Genomic DNA, 19182 nt, shown 5'->3' with positions numbered 1-19182 from the left:
TCCCACTAGTGGGCATCGGCGATGTGCTGCGTACCGATGCGCTTGCGGAACACCCAGTACGTCCAGCCCTGGTAGAGCAGCACCACGGGCATCGCGATCCCGGCGCACCAGGTCATGATCTTCAGGGTGTACGGCGAGGATGAGGCGTTGGTGACCGTCAGGCTCCACGCGTCGTTCAGCGAGGACGGCATCACATTCGGGAACAGCGTCAGGAAGAGCATCGCCACCGCGGCCACGATGGTCACCCCCGAGAGCGCGAACGCCCAACCCTCACGCCGGGCGGCGGTGAACCCGAGCGCGGCGACCAGCGCCGCCACCGCCACGATCATGGCGGCCAGACTCACGGTGTTGCCGTTGTCCGCCTGGGTCCAGGTCAGGAAGACGAGGGCGAGCACCGCGGCGACGGCTCCGAGCTTCAGTGCGAGCAGCCGTGCCCGCTCCCGGATGCCACCGAGCGTCTTGAGACCGGCGAACACCGCGCCGTGGAAGGTGAAGAGCGTCAGCGTGACGAATCCGCCGAGGAGCGCGTACGGGTTGAACAGGTCCAGAAGAGTGCCGGCGTACTCCATGTCCGCGTCGATCCGCACGCCGTGGACGATGTTGCCGAAGGCGACACCCCACAGGAAGGCGGGCAGCAGGGAGGTCCAGAAGATGGCGTTCTCCCAGTTGGTCTGCCAGCGCTCCCCGGTTCGCTTGACGCGGTACTCGAACGCGACTCCGCGCACGATCAGGCACACCAGGATCAGCAGCAGCGGCAGGTAGAACCCGGAGAACAGGGTCGCGTACCACTCGGGGAAGGCGGCGAACGTCGCGCCGCCCGCGCTCAGCAGCCACACCTCGTTGCCGTCCCAGACGGGTCCGATGGTGTTGATGAGGACCCGCTTCTCCTTGCGGTCGCGGGCGAGCAGCTTCGTCAGGACACCGATTCCGAAGTCGAAGCCCTCCAGGAAGAAGTAACCCGTCCACAGAACGGCTATGAGCACGAACCAGACATCGTGGAGTTCCATCTCTCAGCTCCTCAGTCCTCAGTACGAGAAGGCCATCGGCCGGTCGGCGTCGCGGTCATCGCCGCCGATCTTGGTGGGCGGGTTGAGGTCGGCCTCCGTGAGTTCGGGCGGTCCGGCCTTGACGTACTTGACCAGCAGCTTGACCTCGATCACGGCGAGCACCGCGTAGAGCAGGGTGAAGACCGTCATCGAGGCGATGACCTCGCCCTGCGATACGCCGGGGGAGACCGCGGCGCTGGTGCGCAGGACGCCGTACACGACCCAGGGCTGACGCCCCATCTCGGTGAAGATCCAGCCCCAGGAGCTGGCGATCAGCGGGAAGCACATCGTCCAGAGCGCGACCAGCCAGTACCAGCGGGTGAACTTCGGGCCGAGTGCTTTGCTCTTGAAGAGCACCAGGTTCGGCGCCTCGTCCTCGCCGGTGCGCAGTCCCGGCGGCAGCATGAACTTCTTGCGTGTCAGCCACAGCCCGAGCGCGCCGAGCGCGAAGGACGCCATGCCGAAGCCGATCATCCAGCGGAAGCCCCAGTAGGCGACGGGGATGTTGGGCCGGTAGTCGCCGGGCCCGAACTTCTCCTGCTCGGCCTTGTTGATGTCGTTGATGCCGGGGACGTACGAGTTGAGGTCGTTGTGGGCCAGGAAGGACAGCACGCCTGGGATCTCGATGGCGACCTTGTTGTGTCCCTCGTCGACGTCTCCGTAGGCGAAGACCGAGAAGGGGGCCGGTGCCTCGCCGTCCCAGAGTGCCTCCGCGGCGGCCATCTTCATGGGCTGCTGCTTGTACATGACCTTGCCGAGCATGTCGCCGCTGACCGCGGTGAACATGCCCGCGATCACGACGGTGACCAGGCCGAGCCGCAGCGAGGTCCGCATCACCGGGATGTGCTTCTTGCGGGCCAGGTGGAAGGCGGCGATGCCGACCATGAAGGCGCCACCGACCAGGAAGGCGGAGGTGATGGTGTGGAAGAACTGGGTGAGCGCGGTGTCCTGCGTCAGCACGCGCCAGAAGTCGGTGAGCTCGGCGCGGCCGCGCTCCTCGTTGATGCGGTAGCCGACCGGGTGCTGCATCCAGGAGTTGGCGGCCAGGATGAAGTACGCGGACAGGACCGTGCCGATCGAGACCATCCAGATGCAGGCCAGGTGGATCTTCTTCGGCAGCTTGTCCCAGCCGAAGATCCACAGTCCGATGAAGGTGGACTCGAAGAAGAAGGCGATCAGGGCCTCGAAGGCGAGCGGCGCCCCGAAGACATCACCGACGAAGCGCGCGTAGTCGGACCAGTTCATGCCGAACTGGAACTCCTGCACGATGCCGGTGACGACGCCCATCGCGATGTTGATCAAGAAGAGCTTGCCCCAGAACTTCGTGGCTCGGAGGTACTTCTCCCTCCCCGTCCGCACCCAAGCCGTCTCCAGGCCCGCGGTGAGAGCGGCGAGCGAGATGGTCAGGGGAACGAAGAGGAAGTGGTAGACGGTGGTGATGCCGAACTGCCATCGCGCCAAGGTCTCCGGCGCCAGCGCTAGGTCCACGTCGTCGTCTCCTTCGTGTCGCCGTATCCGACTCGGCGGTTTGTCCCGCTGATCCCCACCCTTTACGGGAGAAACGAGACTCGCTTGTGAACGCGTTCACATTCACAAGCAATTATGACGCACACCTGTTCGCGACCTTGAACCGGGGGGTACGGCAGTGCCCCCGTCCGCCGAAAAAGGCGCACGGGGGCACGGGGGCACGGGGCACGGAAGTGACAGGCTGCGGGCGGTCCCGCCCGCTCAGAGCTCCTTGTGGAACGCCTCTGCGGTGTGCAGGAAGATGTCGTTCGCCTCGGTCTCACCGATGGTGATGCGCAGCCCCTCACCCGCGAAGGGCCGGACGACGGCGCCGGCCTTCTCGCAGGCCGCGGCGAAGTCGGCCGTACGCTCCCCCAGCCGCATCCAGACGAAGTTCGCGTGCGTCTCGGGCACGGTCCAGCCCTGCTGCACCAGCGTGTCGTACACCCGCGTCCGCTCACACACCAGGGAGCCCACCCGGCCGATCAGCTCGTCCTCCGCCCGCAGCGAGGCGACCGCCGCGTCCTGCGCCAGCTGACTCACGCCGAACGGCACAGCCGTCTTACGCAGCGCAGCGGCGACCGGCTCGTGCGCGACGGCGAAGCCGACCCGCAACCCGGCCAGGCCGTACGCCTTGGAGAAGGTACGCAGCACCGCCACGTTCGGCCGGCTGCGGTAGAGCTCGATACCGTCGGGCACATCCGCGTCCCGGATGAACTCGCGGTACGCCTCGTCCAGTACCACCAGTACGTCGGAGGGCACCCGGTCCAGGAACCGCTCCAGCTCCGCCTTGCGCACCACCGTGCCGGTCGGGTTGTTCGGGTTGCAGACGAAGATCAGCCGCGTCCGCTCGGTGATCGCATCGGCCATCGCGTCCAGGTCGTGCACGTCCCCCGGGGTCAGCGGTACCTGCACCGGGGTCGCGCCGCTGACCTGCGTGATGATCGGGTACGCCTCGAAGGACCGCCAGGCGTAGATCACCTCGTCGCCCGGGCCCGACGTCGCCTGGAGCAGCGACTGCGCCACGCCGACCGATCCGGTGCCGGTCGCCAGGTGCGTCACGGGCACGCCGAAACGGTCCGCGAGCTCGTTCATGAGGCCGGTGCAGGCCATGTCCGGGTAGCGGTTGAAGTTCCCGGCGGCGGCGACGACCGTCTCCAGAACACCGGGGAGCGGCGGATACGGGTTCTCGTTGGAGGACAGCTTGTAGGCCACCGGTCCCCCGGCAGCGGCAGGCTTCCCCGGCTTGTAGGTGGGAATGCCGTCCAGCACCGCGCGCAGCTTGGGGCTCGTCTCGCTCACTCTGGGTCCTCCTCGACCGTACGTACCACCAATACTGCTCACCTTATGAGGATTGGGCTCCGGCGCGAATGGCGGGCGCAGAGAAAGCGGCGCGAGGAGGGGCGAGGAGCGGGCACGAGGAGGGGGCGCTCGCTGCCATGGCGCACGCCGGTGGCCCACTCCGTAGCGCGCATCCCCCGTGAAGGTGAGTTGAGATCTCTTCTAGACCTGGACCAGCAGGCAGGACCGCACGGGTCGACAAGGGCGACCGGCCGTCCCGACCGGTCAACTGCCTTACAATCCAAGGGGTTTAGCGGATGTGGACCTTGCAGAAACGTGCCTGCCCATTGCTGCATATGCATCCGCCCTAACCGCCCGTCCGAGCCCTACTATCGGCTCGCCATGACAGCAGCAGGGAAGCATCAGGTGAGCCGGACGGAAACCCCCCGGCGGAGCACCCGGCCGGCGCGAGCGGGCATTCGGGACGTCGCCGCAGCAGCCGGTGTCTCCATCACGACGGTCTCCGACGCGCTCAACGGCAAGGGGCGGCTCCCGGACGCCACCCGCAACCATGTCCGCGAGGTCGCCGAGAGACTCGGCTACCGCCCGTCCGCGGCGGCCCGGACCCTGCGCACCGGCAAGTCGGGTCTGATCGGCCTGACCGTGACCACGTACGGGGATGAACCTTTCACCTTCACCGAGTTCGCGTACTTCGCCGAGATGGCCAGGGCGGCGACCTCCGCCGCACTCGCCCGCGGCTACGCCCTCGTCATCCTCCCCGCCACCTCCCGCCACGATGTGTGGTCCAACGTCGCCCTCGACGGGACCGTCGTCATCGACCCGTCCGACCAGGACGCCGTTGTCACCGAGCTCGTACGCCAGGGCCTTCCCGTCGTCTCCGACGGCCGGCCCGCCGGCACCCTGCCGGTGACCGCCTGGGTCGACAACGACCACGAGGCCGCGGTCCTCGACCTTCTCGACCACCTCGCCGACGCCGGCGCCCGCCGCATCGGCCTGCTCACCGGCAACACCACCGACACCTACACCCGCCTGTCCACCACCGCGTACCTGCGCTGGTGCGAGCGGGTCGGCCAGGACCCCGTGTACGAGTCCTACCCTGCGCACGACCCCTGCGCGGGCGCCGTGGCCGCCGACCGGCTGCTCGCCCGCCCCGACCGCCCGGACGCCGTGTACGGGCTCTTCGACCCCAACGGCACCGACCTGCTCGCAGCCGCCCGCCGCTACGGACTGCGCGTACCCGAGGACCTGCTCCTCGTGTGCTGCAGCGAGTCCACCGTCTACGCCGCCACCGACCCGCCCGTCACGACGCTCTCGCTGAAACCGCGGCAGATCGGCACCGCCGTCGTGCAGCTCCTCATCGACGCCATCGAAGGCGTCAACACCGACAGTCCCGTCGAGCAGGTCATACCGACCGAACTCGTCGTCCGCACGTCCTCGCAACGCCGGCCGCCCCGCACCACGGTGAGCGCTCCCCGCTCCCCTTCCAGAGACTGATCCGGGGCTGAACCGGGGCTGAACCGGGGCCGGATCCCGGCGTGATCCGGCGGCTGATCCGGGACCACGCCGGGGACCGAACTCCCCAATCAGGACGAATCAACCGGTGAACTGTGTGCGCATCCGGATTCACCACCCCTGGTGCGTCACAGACCACGAACCTCATTCCTATGATGGGCGCACGACACCACGGACCAACCACGACCAGGTGGGACCCGAGAGGTGTACGGCGGCACGACGGTGGTGGAGGGGTCGATGACTCAGGGGGCCGGTCAGGGACCCACGGTGCGGACGGCTACGCTGCGGGACTTCCGCGTTCCGCCGTACGCCCAACCCCCCGCGCACGCGGACGGCTACGGCAACGGGTACGGCACGGCGTACAGCGCCGCCTACGCGACCGACGAGGAGCCGGAGGGGTACACACCCACCCAGCGCGACCTGCCGGTGATCGGCCGCGGCGCAGCGGGCGAGGGCGTCCAGGTACCGCCGCGGCCCGAGACCGAGCCGCGGTCCGCCGCGGGTGAGGGACTCGGCCCGCTGTTCGTGGTCGGCGATGTGCACGGCTTCCTCGCCGAACTGATCGCCGCCCTCACCGAGCAGGGACTCATCGACGCGGACGGCCACTGGTCGGCGGGCAACGCCCGGCTTTGGTTCCTCGGCGACTTCACCGACCGCGGGCCCGACGGCATCGGCGTCATCGACCTCGTGATGCGGTTGTCCGCCGAGGCCGCGGCCGCCGGCGGCTACTGCAAAGCCCTGATGGGCAACCACGAACTGCTGCTCATCGGCGCCAAGCGGTTCGGCGACACGCCCGTCAACTCCGGCGCGGGCACCGCCACCTTCCAGGCGGCCTGGCTGCTCAACGGCGGCCAGAAAGCCGACATGGACCGCCTCCAGGACGTACATCTGCAATGGATGTCCCGCCTGGACGCGGTCGCCCTGGAAGACGCACATCTGCTGACGCACTCCGACACCACGGCCTACCTCGACTACGGCAGCACCATCGAGGACGTGAACGACACAGTCCACGCCATCCTCACCCGTAACGACGCCGACGAGTGCTGGGACGTCTTCCGCAAGCTCACCAAGCGCTTCGCCTTCCGCGACGAGGGCGGCGCCTCAGCCGTGCGCGAGCTCCTCCAGGCGTACGGCGGCGAGCGCATCGTCCATGGTCACAGCCCGATTCCCTACCTGCTGGGCGAAGTCGGCAACGAAAGCGCGGACGACGGCGAGGACAGCGCGAAACCGATCGTGGAGGGGCCGCACGTCTATGCCGAAGGCCTCGCCATCGCCATGGACGGCGGCGTGACCATGGCCGGAAAGCTACTGGTCGTGCGACTCCCGCTGCATGGATGACCTTTGCGGGGGAAGGTGGGCACTGTAACGACCGCACTCACCACTGGGCCTATTTCCGGAAACCCCCTGTCACCCCGTGCCGTGGGCGCTCTACCATGGGCTCATCCGTAGCAGGCTCTCCTCCGTTTGCGCCCAACTGCTCGCCCGGTGCGGGCTGTACGGCCCTACGGAGCATCGGGGGATGCACATGAACAGCAGCGCTCCGCACCTGCTGGCCGAGGACCGCCCGGAATACGAACGCGTCCTCGACGAAGCACTGCGCACCGCGACAGACCGGCCTGATCTCGCGGGCCTTGGGCCACGCCTGAACAACGAGCAGTTGCGCACCCTGGCCCTGAACGCCAGCGAGCTGATCGCGTCGGCCGCCGCCGACGAGTACGACCACTACGTGAAGATCCGCGAGGAAGCACGCGCCCCCTCGCCGCTGACAGCCGCCCGCACCGGCTCCGTTCTCACCGTGTCCGAGGCCGGCGAGAGAGCCGGGGCGGGCGCCGTCGTAGCCGTCCTGACGCCGCTCCTTGCGGGCACCGCCGCAGCGATCTTCCTGATGATCGGATACCTGCTGACGCTGGTCACACCCGAACCGGCCTTCGCCCGGACCCTGCTGACGACGGGATGGATCTTCGGGGCGCTGGCGGCTGCGGGCGTCCTCGTCGCCGCCAGCGGGCTGCTGGTCACCGCGCTGCGCAACGGCTCCCCTGCCTTGTCCACCGGCCCGGGGAGCGAACTGGCCGAGGAGCTGGACCGCGCCAGGCAGGCCTGGCGGGACGCCCTGCTGGAGCGGGGCGTCGTACCGTTCCTGCGGGACGCCCTGGCCGAGCCCCCCGCGCGGCCGCCCGCCCCAGTGCCACCCAGGCCGACCGGCCGCATCCCCGGCCTGGGGTACTCCCGGCCGGACTTCAGCAGTCCCGGCCGGGACGCCGGCACCGCACCGGGCCCCCGTCCGAGCTACTCCAGGCCGGACTTCTCCAGCCCCGACTTCGGCGGCCCGGACCACGCCCCCGAGTAACACCCACGGGGGAGGCTGCCCGGACCGCACGCCGCCGGACGCTACGCCGTCGGACCGCCCCGCCGCAGGAGCGCACGCCGCTGGAACGAACCGTCAGTCCGCGATCGGCAGGTAGACCCGGTTGCCCGCCGCGGCGAACTCGGCGGACTTCTCCGCCATGCCCGCCTCGATCTCGTCCTGCGTACCGCCGTGCTGCCGCCGGATGTCCTGGCTGATCTTCATCGAGCAGAACTTCGGCCCGCACATGGAACAGAAGTGCGCGGTCTTCGCCGGCTCGGCCGGCAGCGTCTCGTCGTGAAACTCCCTGGCCGTGTCCGGGTCCAGGGCCAGATTGAACTGGTCCTCCCAGCGGAACTCGAAACGGGCGTCCGACAGCGCGTCGTCCCAATCCTGCGCGCCCGGGTGCCCCTTGGCGAGGTCCGCGGCATGAGCCGCGATCTTGTACGTGATGACGCCGGTCTTCACGTCGTCACGGTTGGGCAGCCCCAGGTGCTCCTTGGGCGTGACGTAGCAGAGCATGGCCGTGCCCCACCACGCGATCATCGCCGCCCCGATACCGGAGGTGATGTGGTCGTACGCCGGGGCAACGTCCGTGGTGAGCGGGCCGAGCGTGTAGAAGGGGGCCTCCTCGCAGATCTCCTGCTGGAGGTCGATGTTCTCCTTGATCTTGTGCATCGGGACGTGCCCCGGACCCTCGATCATCGTCTGTACGTTGTGACGCTTGGCGATCGTGTTCAGCTCCCCGAGGGTCCGCAGCTCGGCGAACTGCGCCTCGTCGTTGGCGTCCGCGATCGAGCCCGGCCGCAGACCGTCGCCGAGCGAGTACGTCACGTCGTACGCGGCGAGGATGTCGCAGAGCTCCTCGAAGTTCTCGTACAGGAACGACTCCTTGTGGTGCGCCAGGCACCACGCGGCCATGATCGAGCCGCCGCGCGAGACGATGCCGGTCTTGCGACGGGCCGTCAGCGGGACGTACGGCAGGCGCACGCCGGCGTGCACCGTCATGTAGTCCACGCCCTGCTCGGCCTGCTCGATGACGGTGTCCTTGTAGATCTCCCAGGTCAGCTCCTCCGCGCGGCCGTCGACTTTCTCCAGCGCCTGGTAGAGCGGGACGGTGCCGATCGGGACGGGGGAGTTGCGCAGCACCCACTCGCGGGTGGTGTGGATGTTGCGGCCGGTTGACAGGTCCATGACCGTGTCGGCGCCCCACTTGGTGGCCCAGGTCATCTTGTCCACCTCCTCCTCGATGGAGGAAGTGACCGCGGAGTTGCCGATGTTGGCGTTGACCTTCACCAGGAACCGCTTGCCGATGATCATCGGCTCGATCTCCGGGTGGTTGACGTTCACCGGCAGCACCGCGCGGCCCGCCGCGATCTCGTCCCGTACGACCTCGGGGGCGACGTTCTCGCGAATCGCGACGAACTCCATCTCGGGCGTGATGTCCCCGCGTCGGGCGTACGCGAGCTGCGTGACCGCCTGGCCGTCGCGGCCCCGGCGGGGCTGGCGCGGCCGTCCGGGAAAGACCGCGTCGAGGTTCCTGAGGCCCCCACGCGGCGACGTGTGCTTGATCCCGTCGTCCTCTGGACGGACCGGGCGGCCCGCGTACTCCTCGGTGTCGCCGCGGGCGATGATCCAGTTCTCGCGCAGCGGCGCGAGTCCGCGGCGTACGTCCGTCTCGATGGTCGGGTCGGTGTACGGGCCGGACGTGTCGTACAGCGTCACGTCGTTCCCGTTGGTCAGGTGCACCTGCCGGACCGGCACGCGGAGGTCCGAACGCGAGCCCTCGGGCCCCGCGACGTACCCCTTGTGCCAGCCCGGCTTGCGGCCGTCCTGGCTGGTGGCAGGCGTGTGTGCATCCGCTGTGGTCATGAGACCTACTCCCTACGCCGGCATTACCCGGTAACAGGTTCGGCGGTCGACGCAGCGGCTTTCGTACGGTTGTCCGCACGAAGGTCAGCGCCCTCTCAGCCCGGTGCTCCGAGCTCCCGCGTGTGCAAAGGTGCCCCCACGCTAGCGTCATGTCTGGCGCGCTGAACAGTGGGCCCCCACAGTTCTTGCGATGATCGGTCGGTGACGTCCCCCCAGCCAACGCCCGAAACCCACGGCCACAGCCACCATCACGGGCCCGCCGCGCCCGTCTCCCAGCACCTGCGCAAAGTCATCGCGGCGGTGATCATCCCGTTCGCCACGGCCGTCTTCGTCGGTCTCGTCGTGCTGTGGCCGGGCGGCGCGCCCGGCCACGAGCGCACCGGTGTCGGTTTCGACCGGCAGACCGTCGAAGGCACGGTGACATCCGTCGAGCAGGTCGACTGCAGGGACGTGAACGCCGCCCAGGTCCCCCCGACCGGCGATACCACCACCCCCTCGGGCCGTGAGGCCCAGCAGGCCCAGCAGGGCAGCTGCGAGAGGGCGACCATCGAGATCACGTCCGGCAAGGACAAGGGCCGCACGTTCACGGAAATCGTCCAGCCGGACGCGCCGAGACAGCTGAACGACGGCCAGGGCGTGGTGGTGGCGTTCGCACCCGACGCGCCCCGCGACCTCCAGTACTCGGTGACCGATGTGGACCGCGGCGTTCCGATGGCGCTGCTGGCCGGGATCTTCGCCCTCGTGGTGATCGTCGTCGGCCGGCTGAAGGGCGTGATGGCGCTCATCGCGCTCGCTGTCTCGTTCGCCGTCCTGACCCTTTTCATCCTCCCCGCGATCCTCCAGGGCTCGAACCCCCTGATCGTCGCGGTGGTCGGCGCCAGCGCCATCATGCTGATCGCGCTCTACGCCTGCCATGGACTGACGGCCCGCACCTCGGTGGCCGTCGTCGGAACGCTCATCTCACTGCTGCTGATCGGGCTGCTCGGCTCGCTGTTCATCGGCTGGGCGTTCCTGAGCGGCAACACGGACGACAACACCGGCCTGATCCACGGCCTCTACCCCGACATCGACATGAGCGGTCTGCTGCTCGCGGGCGTCATCATCGGCTCGCTCGGCGTCCTCGACGACGTGACGGTCACCCAGACCTCCGCCGTGTGGGAACTGCACCAGGCGGACCCGTCGATGGGCCCCCGCGACCTGTACCGGGCCGGCATCCGCATCGGACGCGACCACATCGCGTCCGTCGTCAACACGCTCGTGCTGGCGTACGCGGGCGCCGCGCTGCCCCTGCTGCTGCTCTTTTCCATCGCGCAGAGCAGCGTCGGTACGGTCGCCAACAGCGAGCTGGTCGCAGAGGAGATCGTGCGGACACTGGTCGGCTCGATCGGCCTGGTCGCCTCGGTGCCGGTGACGACCGCGCTCGCGGCGCTGGTCGTCTCCGCCGACCGGCCCGACGCGGGCGGACCGTCCGGGGCCGCCCCGGCTCGCGGACCGGGCGGCAGAGGGCGGCGCCGCAAGCGCTGAGACACCGCCTGAGGCCGCCTGAGACGCCGCCGCGAGGCCTACCCCCGCGTTGCCGTGCGCGCTGCCGTCCGCTACCAGTCACCGCGGGACGACGAGGACGACGCCGTGAACTTCCGCACGACGTAGATCAGGCCGCCGACCAGCGCGACGAAGAGCAGCACCTTGAACAGGAGAGCGATCAGCACACCGAGCGCCGTCAGGATGACCCCGCCGAACACGAACAGAGCGATGACGGGCACCGCGACCCACTTCACCCACCAGGGCATCCCCGCGAAAATCTCCCGCACAGCCATCGCCTTGCCTCTTCTCCGTCGTGGCCCAGCTTCCTGACCTCGATGCTATGGGCGAGGAGGCTGCCCGCGGGGGCCCCGCATCCCCCGAAGACCCCTGACCGGCCCCCTAGGGAACCCGGAGTTCCCCAGGGATCAGCTCTCGGGCGGCGAGAAGACCACCATCACCCGCAGATCCTCGGTGATGTGATGGAACTTGTGCGGCACACCGGCCGCTACGTACACCACGCTGCCCCGCCCCACCTGCGTCGTCTCCATGCCCACGGTGATCGAAGCGCGCCCGCTGACGACGAAGTACACCTCGTCCTCCCGGTGCGGCTGCTGCGAATCGGTCTGCCCCGCGTCCAGGGCGTACAAGCCGACCGACATGTTCTTTTCCCTCAGGAACTGCAGATACGCGCCGTCATTGGCGGCACGCTCCGCCTCCAGCTCGTCCAGTCGGAATGCCTTCATCGTCCGTCCGCCCCTCGGCCCTTCGCGCGCCGCTGTCCAGCGCCGATCCTGTCTGCAACGATCAGACACATGATGAATTTCCTAGTCAAGACGATCGCGAACGCGGGAGCGCTGGCCGTAGCCATCTGGCTGCTCGAGGACATCACGCTCACCGGCGACAGCACCGGCAAGAAGACCCTGACGCTGATCGGCGTCGCGCTCCTCTTCGGCCTGGTGAACTTCGTCATCAAGCCCCTCGTGAAGCTGCTGACGCTACCTCTGTTCATCCTCACTCTCGGGCTGATCACCCTGGTGGTCAACGCGCTCATGCTGCTCCTGACCTCGTGGCTGGCCGAAGAGTTCGACCTCAGCTTCCACGTCGAGGGCTTCTGGACCGCCGTGCTCGGCGCACTGATCATCAGCGTCGTCTCCTGGGCGCTGAACGTCATCCTGCCCGAGAAGGACTGACCCATGGCCACCACGGACAACCGCCCGGCCACCACCGCCGGCATCGGAGACGGCACCCGTGCGGTACGGGCCGGGCTGCCGGAACCCGTCGCGTACGAGCCGACCCTCCCGGGACCGGTCTTCGCCGCCCACTACCACCTGCCGGGCGAACCGACCGGCCCGTACACCTACGGACGCGACGAAAACCCCACCTGGACCCACCTGGAGCGGGCGATCGGCGAACTGGAGGCACCGGGGGAGAGCGGCATCGAAACCGTCGTCTTCGCCTCCGGCATGGCCGCCGTTTCCGCCGTGCTCCTCTCCCAGACCCGGGCCGGCGACACAGTGGTGCTGCCCGACGACGGCTACCAGGCACTCGCCCTGGTACGCGAACAGCTGGCGGCGTACGACGTACGGGTGCGCACCGCCCCCACCGGCGGCGACGCACAGCTCGCCGAGCTCGACGGGGCCCGGCTGCTGTGGATCGAATCACCCTCCAACCCGGGGCTCGATGTGTGCGACATCCGCCGGCTCGCGGACGCGGCCCACACGGCGGGCGCACTGGTCGCCGTCGACAACACCCTCGCCACCCCACTCGGACAGCGCCCCCTCGAGCTCGGCGCGGACTTCTCCGTCGCCAGCGGCACCAAGGGTCTCACCGGCCACGGGGACGTCCTGCTCGGCTATGTGACCTGCCGCGACGCGTCACTCGCGGCCCGGGTCCGCCGCTGGCGCAAGGTCGTCGGCGCCATCCCGGGACCGATGGAGGCCTGGCTCGCCCACCGCTCGCTGGCCACGCTGCAGCTGCGCGCCGACAAGCAGGGAGCCAACGCCCTGGCCCTCGCCGAAGCCCTGCGGCAGCACCCCACCGTCCATGGACTGCGCCACCCCGGGCTCCCCGGAGACCCGTCACACGCCGTCGCCTCGCGGCAGATGCGCCGCTTCGGCTGCGTCGTCTCCTTCACCCTGCCCGACCGCGCGCACGCGGAACGCTTCCTGGGCGCACTGCGGCTGGCCGACGACGCGACCAGCTTCGGCGGCGTACGGTCCACCGCGGAGCGGCGCGGCCGCTGGGGCGGCGACGCGGTACCGGAAGGCTTCGTGCGCTTCTCCGTCGGCGCCGAGGACCCCGCCGACCTGGTGGCGGACGTACTGCGGTCCCTTGATGAGGCAGCCGAGGCAGCTGAGGCAGCCCAGGCACCCCGCGCACCCGGCGCACCCGTGTGAGGCAGGCTTTACGGGCGTCGGTCGAGACGGCGGACGGTCCGAGCCTCCCCCCTCATGGCTCGGACCATCCCGGTTCCACTTCCACGCGCGAAGAACCGCGCAAGCAAGGCTAGTTGATTAGCGTCAGTGTCCAATCACATTATCGACAGCGCCCTTTCGACATATTCATAGTTCGTGACCGGCCGGAAACCCTGCCGGGAGGGGAGAGCCGCCATGGATCTGGCCCTGCTCGCGGCGTCACCCCCGCCGGCGTCGGCGACGAACGCCTCGCCGCCGGGCACCACGACCTGACCGTCTCCACCGAACGACCGCGCGCCCCCGTGCTCACCGGGACCGCGCTCTGCGACGAAGAGCACGTCCTGGTCGCCGCACCGCGCTGGGCCGGCCGTATCGGCCCCGGACTGCTGCGCCGCGAAGGACCGCAGGCGCTGGAGCAGCTGCCGGTGGTGGAGGTCCACGAGTCGCTGCCGCTGGGGAGCCGGTACTGGACCACCGTCTTCGACGCACTGCCCGCACCGGCCGCCGCCGCCGTCGCACCCGATCTGCGGGCGGTGCTCCACGCCACCGCCGCCGACGCGGGTCTCGCCGTACTCCCGCGGTATCTGTGCGAGGAGGCACTGGAGCGAGGAGAGGTCGTCGTGCTCCACGACCCGCCGGTGCCACCGCTGCGGACCTACTTCCTGGCCGTACGGACCGGCACGCTCGCACTGCCGCACATCGCGCGGGCGCAGGAGTGGCTGCTGCGCTCCGCCACCGACTGGTGCTGAGTGCCGGAGCCCCCAGCGGCTCACACGCGCACAACCACGGTGCGGGAGTTTCAGAACGGGCGGGGCGGGCCACTGTATTGCCATGAGCGGCACCTCTTTTTCCGGCGGGACCACCCCCCCGCCGCCCGCACCCCCGAGGCCCGTGGTCAAGCGCACGGCACGCGCCATCCTGCTCGACGACGGAGACCTCATCCTCATCAAGCGCACCAAGCCCGGAGTCGATCCGTACTGGCTCACACCGGGCGGCGGCGTCGAACCCGAGGACAGCACGGTCGTCGACGCCCTGCACCGCGAGGTCGACGAGGAACTCGGCGCGAAGATCACCGACGTGGTGCCCTGCTTCGTCGACACCGTCGAGCACATCGCCGACGGCGGGGTGACGGGCGTCAAGGTGCAGCACTTCTTCGTGTGCCGCCTGGAGTCCATGGACCCGGCCCGTCGGCACGGCCCCGAAGTCGACGATCCGTGCGGCGAGTACGAGATCGTACGGGTGCCGTTCAGCCGCGTCGGGATCGCGGCGGTCCACCTCGTACCGCTGTCACTGCGCCACTACCTCGACGGCAACATCGAGGGCGTACGGGCCATGCATGCGCCCGACCTGGGCTGAACGGGAGGACCGGGCCCCGGTCGCGCTCAGTCGCCCGCGGCGACCAGCTCCTCGACGGAGTCGTGACGGATGCGGCTCCCCGGAATGCCCAGGTTCCTGAGGGCGTCGACGCCGCTGCGGATCATGCCGGGCGGCCCGGAGAGATAGGCGTCGTAGGAGTTCCACGGGCCGAACTCCGCCACCGCGTCGGGGAACTGCGCCCGGTTGTCGACCACCGGGCGGACCTGCAGCCAGGGGTGGGACTGCTCCAGGCGCAGCATGGTGTCGATGTCGTACAGGTCGAAATCGCTGCGCGCGCCGTAGAAGACATCGACAAGGCGTCGCCTGCCGTGCTCGGCCACGTCTTCGACGAGCGCCTTGATGGGCGCGATGCCGGTGCCACCGCCGAGGCACAGCAGACCGTTGTCGGTGGTGTGGTCGACGGTCATCGAGCCGGCTGGGGGGCCGAGGCGCACGACGTCGCCGGGGCGGGCACGGTGGACCAGCGCATTGGAGACCCAACCGGCCGGGACCGCCTTGACGTGCAGCGACAGCAGGCCGTCGGGGCGGGGGGCCGCCGCGAAGGAGTAGTGCCGCCAGATCCGCGGCCACCAGGGGGTTTCCAGACTGGTGTACTGGCCGGCGAGGAACGGATAGGGCTGGTCGGGGCGCAGGGTGATGACCGCGATGTCGGGGGTGCGGAGGTCGTGCGATACGACCTCCGCGTGCCACCAGGCGGGGGCCTGAAGTTCGTTCTCGGTGGCGGCGTCAATCATGATCTGGGAGATCGCGGTGTACGTGCGGATCCAGGCGGCCTCGGACTCCTCGTCCCAGGTGGTCGCCGCGAAACGGGCCAGCGAACCCAGCAGGGCCTCCCCGACGGCCGGGTAGTGGGCGGGCTGGGTGCCGTACTTCCGGTGGCCGCGGCCCAGATTGCGCAGGTACTCGGTGAGCACCGGAGCATTGTCGATGTGCTCGGCCGCCGTCAGCAGCGCCTTCAGGAGACGGTCGCGCTGGGTGTCCATGGCAGCGGGGAAGAGCGCGCGCAGGCCGGGGTGGCGGACGAAGAGCAGGGCGTAGAAGTACGACGTGACCTGCCCGGCCACGGGTCCGACCTCGGCGAGGGTACGGCGGATGAGAGCCGCGTCCGGGGACTGAGCGGCGGGGCCGGAGGTGGCGACCCGGAGGGTGCTCGCCGGTGCGCCGGTGTCCGCGGCCGGGCCGGCCGACGGTGCCGGGGCTTCGGTGGCGGCAGCGCGGGGTTCCTGTGCGGCGCTGCTTTCGTGTGCGGCGCTGCTTTCGTGTGCGGCGCTGCTTTCGTGTGCGGCGCCGCTTTCGTGTGCGGCGCCGCTTTCGTGTGCGGCGCCGCTTTCGTGTGCGGCGCCGCTTTCGTGTGCGGCGCCGCTTTCGTGTGCGGCGCCGCTTTCGTGTGCCGTAGGCGCGTCGGGCTCGCCCGGAGCCTCGGCGGAATGGGCGCGCTCGTGGGCGCCGGTTGTGGCGCCCCGCGCCGCTGACGGCCCCTCGTCCGGGCCGGCTCCGGAGGCCGGCACCGGCCCGGGGTGTGGTGGCCGCGACGCGCCGGTGCCCACCGGACGTATCGCAGAAACCGGACGGCCGGGACGGGCGGTTTCGGGTATGCGGGCCTGGCCGGGCTCGGCCCGGGAGCCGGGCTGTTGCGGCCCGGCGTCCGGCTTCCTGCGCGGCTTGAACCATCCGCCGTCGTCCTCGCCGGAAATGCCGTTGTCGGCCGACATAGTGGTCGGAGCGTCCATTCTCTGCCTCGCCTCGAGCATCTTTCGGTCCGTCTCTGCACATCCGGAACGGAACGTGCTTGCAATTCCCCGCTCTGCCTCAGGTCTCGTGCTTCAGGTCTGTCGGCCGCCCACACTAACCACGCAGCTGAACCTATTTAGGGTGGGCAAGACAAAGATGTGACATTGTCCGCAGTTCCCGTCGACGCAGCATGCCAGTCACGGCTCCCGCATCGGACAAAGACCAGGAAGCCCGACCATCCGAACCCCGTTTGTGATTAGGCTGCATCTCCCCATGCCTTGGGCCGGGAAGGCCCGGGAAGCTCACGGGAGCAAAGCGGAGTCGACCCTACTGACGGTAGCGGGGCACACAAGCCCCCTCGGTTGCTTGACCACCCCCCGCGGTCCCGCCCGCTCTGCGGCCATTGCGGATCTGAAACCCGGGCTGCACCAGTTCGTACGCCTCACACAAGTCCCCGCCGTCGTATGCGTGCACGGCCAGGCCGGACACGTGGTGATCTGCGTTGATGGCCACAGAGAGCGGCACGGCCGCGAAGATCGCGGCGTCCGACATCGAATCCCCGTAAGCGACGCAGTCATCCCGAAGCACTCCGAACTCTTCACAAAGCCTGTCCGCGATCTTCACTTTGGCGGCCGCAGTCAAAATACCCGCCCGCTCCACCGGAGCGGTGAACGGCACAGCCGGCCACCGCGAACCGTGAGCGGCATGCGCCCCCAGGCCAGAAGACGCTTCACGAAAAAGTCCGGCGACAGCGAAACAACCGCGCAGTACTCACCGCGTGCGCGGATGTCCGCCCACACCTCCTCGATACCCGACAGCCACGGCGCCTCCTCGAACGCCGCTGCCACCTGCGCCTCGGTGAGATGAGCCCACAGCTCCCTGGCCCGCACCGCGAACTCGTCCGGCGCCAGGCCCCGCAGCAGGAACCCACGCTCCAGCTCAGCGATCTCGGCATCCACACCCAGCTGCCGGGAGATCTCCACAGCCGCCGCGGAGCCCCGCATCAGTGTCCCGTCGAGGTCAAAGAGGTGAAGTCTCGTCATGTACGCCGAGGCTAGTACGCGTGGTTACTCCCCCTGCCGGACGCCGGACCGGCCCCTCACCAGGCACCGTGTTTCACGTGAAACCACTCTCCCGCCCCGCCCGCCGGGCCCTCCTCGTGACGCACGTAGCGGCCTCCGCGGGCTGGCTCGGCCTCACGGTCGGCCTCCTCGCCCTCGGACTCACCGCCTACACGGCCGGCTCCCCAGCCCTCACGCAGGCCGCGTACACCTCCATGAACATTTTCAGCGACTGGCTTCTCGCCCCGGCCGCGCTGCTATCGCTCGTCTCCGGACTCGCGCTGTCCCTCGGAACGTCCTGGGGTCTGGCACGCCACTGGTGGGTCTGGGTGAAGTTCTGGCTGACCCTGATCACCGCAGCAGGGACGATCTTCGCGCTGCGCCCGGAAATCAGCGCCGCCGCAGCCCTGGGCATCCCCGACAGCAGCCTGGTCGCCGCCCCCGTCGTCGCCTCCAGCGCCTACCTCTTCATGACCGCGATCTCCGTACTCAAGCCCTGGGGACTCACCCGCCGCGGAAAGCGCCTGCGCGCCGCCGACTCAGCGCGTAAAGCAGTGGACGCACGATCCGTGCGTCAGCCAGCCTGACCCTCATGCCGACCCCCTCGCCGAACTGCCGATCCGCCGCCTGACGCCGAACGATCTCACCGCCTGCGCCGACCTGTCAGAGGCAAGAGGCTGGTCCCGCCAGGAGCACAGGTGGGCGCTCCTGCTGGCCGCCGGCACAGGTCACGGCATCGACGCACCATGCGGAAAGGAACTCGCCGCCGCAAGCGTCGTCACGACCTACGGCTCCCACTCACCCGACGACGCGTCCGAGCCTCGCGGTCTCGCGGCGATCGGGATGGTCCTCGTCGCGGAACGCCACGCACGACAGGGCGTCGGCCGCCGCCTGATGCAGTACCTCATCAATGGGGCCGGCAACACCCCGCTCGCCCTGTACGCCACCCCAGCCGGCCGCCCTCTCTACGAACAACTCGGCTTCGCGGTGACTGGGCGCGTCGAGACGGTCCAAGGCCACTTCCGCCCCCACGTCCCACCGCCCGGCCCCGCAACCCGCCCCGCCACCGCCAACGACCTGCCTGCCATCCTGCGCCTGGACGTCGAGGTCTTCGGCCTGGACCGCACCCACATGCTCACCAGGCTCCCCGCGTTCGCCGACCAGCTCCGGATCGCGCAGGACGAGCACGGCATCGCCGGGTACGCCGCCGCCTGGCCCCATGGCCAGACTCACGTCGTGGGCCCACTGATCGCCAAGGACACCGAAACCGCCAAGGCCCTGATCGCCTCCCTCGCCGCCGGGACGGACCACGCGCTGCGCACCGACATCGACGTACGCCACGAAGAGCTGCTGACCTGGGTGAAGAAGCACGGCCTGGAGCCTGTCGCCTTCAACGATGTGATGACGTACAAGGCAGCGCCGCTGCCCGGCGACTGGACCCGCCGCTTCGCCCCTCTGACGGTCGCGACGGGCTGAGGCCCCTGCCTTCACCG

At 69.4% G+C, this 19182-nt stretch carries 16 protein-coding genes and 2 pseudogenes; 10 read left to right on the top strand and 8 right to left on the bottom strand.

Features of this window, described 5'->3' with window-relative positions:
- Positions 1–5: 5 nt before the first annotated feature.
- The 3 genes from cydB to hisC form a co-directional block, all read right to left on the bottom strand.
- Complete coding sequence (gene cydB, locus ACU6WZ_RS14450) at positions 6–1007, bottom strand: cytochrome d ubiquinol oxidase subunit II (RefSeq protein ID WP_447028472.1); 1002 nt, start codon at positions 1005–1007, stop codon at positions 6–8.
- Between the two features lie 18 nt (positions 1008–1025).
- Positions 1026–2534: a cytochrome ubiquinol oxidase subunit I gene (locus ACU6WZ_RS14445; protein WP_447028471.1), complete on the bottom strand. Its 1509-nt coding sequence runs from the start codon at positions 2532–2534 to the stop codon at positions 1026–1028.
- A 240-nt stretch (positions 2535–2774) separates the two neighbouring features.
- Positions 2775–3854, bottom strand: coding sequence for a histidinol-phosphate transaminase (gene hisC, locus ACU6WZ_RS14440; protein ID WP_447028470.1), 1080 nt, complete (start codon positions 3852–3854; stop codon positions 2775–2777).
- A 381-nt stretch (positions 3855–4235) separates the two neighbouring features.
- Between hisC and ACU6WZ_RS14435 the strand changes: the two genes are divergently transcribed.
- From ACU6WZ_RS14435 to ACU6WZ_RS14425, 3 genes are all read left to right on the top strand, one after another.
- Complete coding sequence (locus ACU6WZ_RS14435; RefSeq protein WP_447028469.1) at positions 4236–5348, top strand: LacI family DNA-binding transcriptional regulator; 1113 nt, start codon at positions 4236–4238, stop codon at positions 5346–5348.
- Between the two features lie 255 nt (positions 5349–5603).
- Complete coding sequence (locus tag ACU6WZ_RS14430; protein WP_447028468.1) at positions 5604–6704, top strand: metallophosphoesterase; 1101 nt, start codon at positions 5604–5606, stop codon at positions 6702–6704.
- 181 nt (positions 6705–6885) lie between these two features.
- Entirely contained in the window at positions 6886–7713 is an 828-nt protein-coding gene (locus ACU6WZ_RS14425; protein ID WP_447028467.1) for a hypothetical protein, read from the top strand.
- Positions 7714–7806: 93 nt separating this feature from the next.
- Here the strand turns inward: ACU6WZ_RS14425 and thiC are convergent, their stop codons facing one another.
- Positions 7807–9582, bottom strand: coding sequence for a phosphomethylpyrimidine synthase ThiC (gene thiC, locus ACU6WZ_RS14420; RefSeq protein WP_447028466.1), 1776 nt, complete (start codon positions 9580–9582; stop codon positions 7807–7809).
- 201 nt (positions 9583–9783) lie between these two features.
- On the opposite strand from thiC, the gene ACU6WZ_RS14415 reads away from it, so the two are divergent.
- Positions 9784–11106, top strand: a complete 1323-nt coding sequence (locus ACU6WZ_RS14415) for a YibE/F family protein (RefSeq protein ID WP_447028464.1) — start codon at positions 9784–9786, stop codon at positions 11104–11106.
- A gap of 71 nt (positions 11107–11177) precedes the next feature.
- Here the strand turns inward: ACU6WZ_RS14415 and ACU6WZ_RS14410 are convergent, their stop codons facing one another.
- Together ACU6WZ_RS14410 and ACU6WZ_RS14405 are read right to left on the bottom strand one after the other, a co-directional pair.
- Positions 11178–11393 (bottom strand): DUF5326 family protein, encoded by a 216-nt coding sequence (locus tag ACU6WZ_RS14410; RefSeq protein WP_447028463.1) that lies wholly within the window; start codon positions 11391–11393, stop codon positions 11178–11180.
- A 138-nt stretch (positions 11394–11531) separates the two neighbouring features.
- Positions 11532–11849, bottom strand: coding sequence for a cupin domain-containing protein (locus ACU6WZ_RS14405; protein ID WP_447028461.1), 318 nt, complete (start codon positions 11847–11849; stop codon positions 11532–11534).
- Between the two features lie 69 nt (positions 11850–11918).
- On the opposite strand from ACU6WZ_RS14405, the gene ACU6WZ_RS14400 reads away from it, so the two are divergent.
- From ACU6WZ_RS14400 to ACU6WZ_RS14385, 4 genes and pseudogenes are all read left to right on the top strand, one after another.
- Positions 11919–12296, top strand: a complete 378-nt coding sequence (locus ACU6WZ_RS14400; protein WP_447028460.1) for a phage holin family protein — start codon at positions 11919–11921, stop codon at positions 12294–12296.
- Positions 12297–12299: 3 nt separating this feature from the next.
- Positions 12300–13502, top strand: coding sequence for a cystathionine gamma-lyase (locus ACU6WZ_RS14395; RefSeq protein WP_447028458.1), 1203 nt, complete (start codon positions 12300–12302; stop codon positions 13500–13502).
- Between the two features lie 260 nt (positions 13503–13762).
- A pseudogene (locus tag ACU6WZ_RS14390) lies at positions 13763–14269 on the top strand (substrate-binding domain-containing protein); the annotation flags it as partial.
- Positions 14270–14351: 82 nt separating this feature from the next.
- Positions 14352–14876, top strand: coding sequence for an NUDIX domain-containing protein (locus ACU6WZ_RS14385; RefSeq protein WP_447028457.1), 525 nt, complete (start codon positions 14352–14354; stop codon positions 14874–14876).
- Positions 14877–14902: 26 nt separating this feature from the next.
- On the opposite strand, the gene ACU6WZ_RS14380 is transcribed toward ACU6WZ_RS14385, so the two are convergent.
- Together ACU6WZ_RS14380 and ACU6WZ_RS14375 are read right to left on the bottom strand one after the other, a co-directional pair.
- Positions 14903–16627, bottom strand: a complete 1725-nt coding sequence (locus tag ACU6WZ_RS14380; protein ID WP_447028455.1) for a globin domain-containing protein — start codon at positions 16625–16627, stop codon at positions 14903–14905.
- A gap of 424 nt (positions 16628–17051) precedes the next feature.
- Positions 17052–17671 (bottom strand): annotated as a pseudogene (locus ACU6WZ_RS14375) (HAD family hydrolase); the annotation flags it as partial.
- Positions 17672–17748: 77 nt separating this feature from the next.
- On the opposite strand from ACU6WZ_RS14375, the gene ACU6WZ_RS14370 reads away from it, so the two are divergent.
- Complete coding sequence (locus ACU6WZ_RS14370; protein WP_447028454.1) at positions 17749–18276, top strand: DUF2269 domain-containing protein; 528 nt, start codon at positions 17749–17751, stop codon at positions 18274–18276.
- Positions 18277–18301: 25 nt separating this feature from the next.
- Entirely contained in the window at positions 18302–19165 is an 864-nt protein-coding gene (locus ACU6WZ_RS14365) for a GNAT family N-acetyltransferase (RefSeq protein WP_447034040.1), read from the top strand.
- The last annotated feature ends 17 nt before the right edge of the window (positions 19166–19182 follow it).

This window comes from Streptomyces hypolithicus, assembly GCF_052934925.1.
Note: the sequence above shows the minus strand (reverse complement) of the source record. Positions and strands in the feature narration are given on the sequence as shown.

What these genes read in the sequence shown, in the direction of transcription:
- cydB (WP_447028472.1), bottom strand. Translation starts at nt 1,007, where the DNA reads ATGGAACTCCACGATGTCTGGTTCGTGCTCATAGCCGTTCTGTGGACG.
- ACU6WZ_RS14435 (WP_447028469.1), top strand. Translation starts at nt 4,236, where the DNA reads ATGACAGCAGCAGGGAAGCATCAGGTGAGCCGGACGGAAACCCCCCGG.
- ACU6WZ_RS14430 (WP_447028468.1), top strand. Translation starts at nt 5,604, where the DNA reads ATGACTCAGGGGGCCGGTCAGGGACCCACGGTGCGGACGGCTACGCTG.
- ACU6WZ_RS14425 (WP_447028467.1), top strand. Translation starts at nt 6,886, where the DNA reads ATGCACATGAACAGCAGCGCTCCGCACCTGCTGGCCGAGGACCGCCCG.
- thiC (WP_447028466.1), bottom strand. Translation starts at nt 9,582, where the DNA reads ATGACCACAGCGGATGCACACACGCCTGCCACCAGCCAGGACGGCCGC.
- ACU6WZ_RS14405 (WP_447028461.1), bottom strand. Translation starts at nt 11,849, where the DNA reads ATGAAGGCATTCCGACTGGACGAGCTGGAGGCGGAGCGTGCCGCCAAT.
- ACU6WZ_RS14400 (WP_447028460.1), top strand. Translation starts at nt 11,919, where the DNA reads ATGATGAATTTCCTAGTCAAGACGATCGCGAACGCGGGAGCGCTGGCC.
- ACU6WZ_RS14395 (WP_447028458.1), top strand. Translation starts at nt 12,300, where the DNA reads ATGGCCACCACGGACAACCGCCCGGCCACCACCGCCGGCATCGGAGAC.
- ACU6WZ_RS14385 (WP_447028457.1), top strand. Translation starts at nt 14,352, where the DNA reads ATGAGCGGCACCTCTTTTTCCGGCGGGACCACCCCCCCGCCGCCCGCA.
- ACU6WZ_RS14380 (WP_447028455.1), bottom strand. Translation starts at nt 16,627, where the DNA reads ATGGACGCTCCGACCACTATGTCGGCCGACAACGGCATTTCCGGCGAG.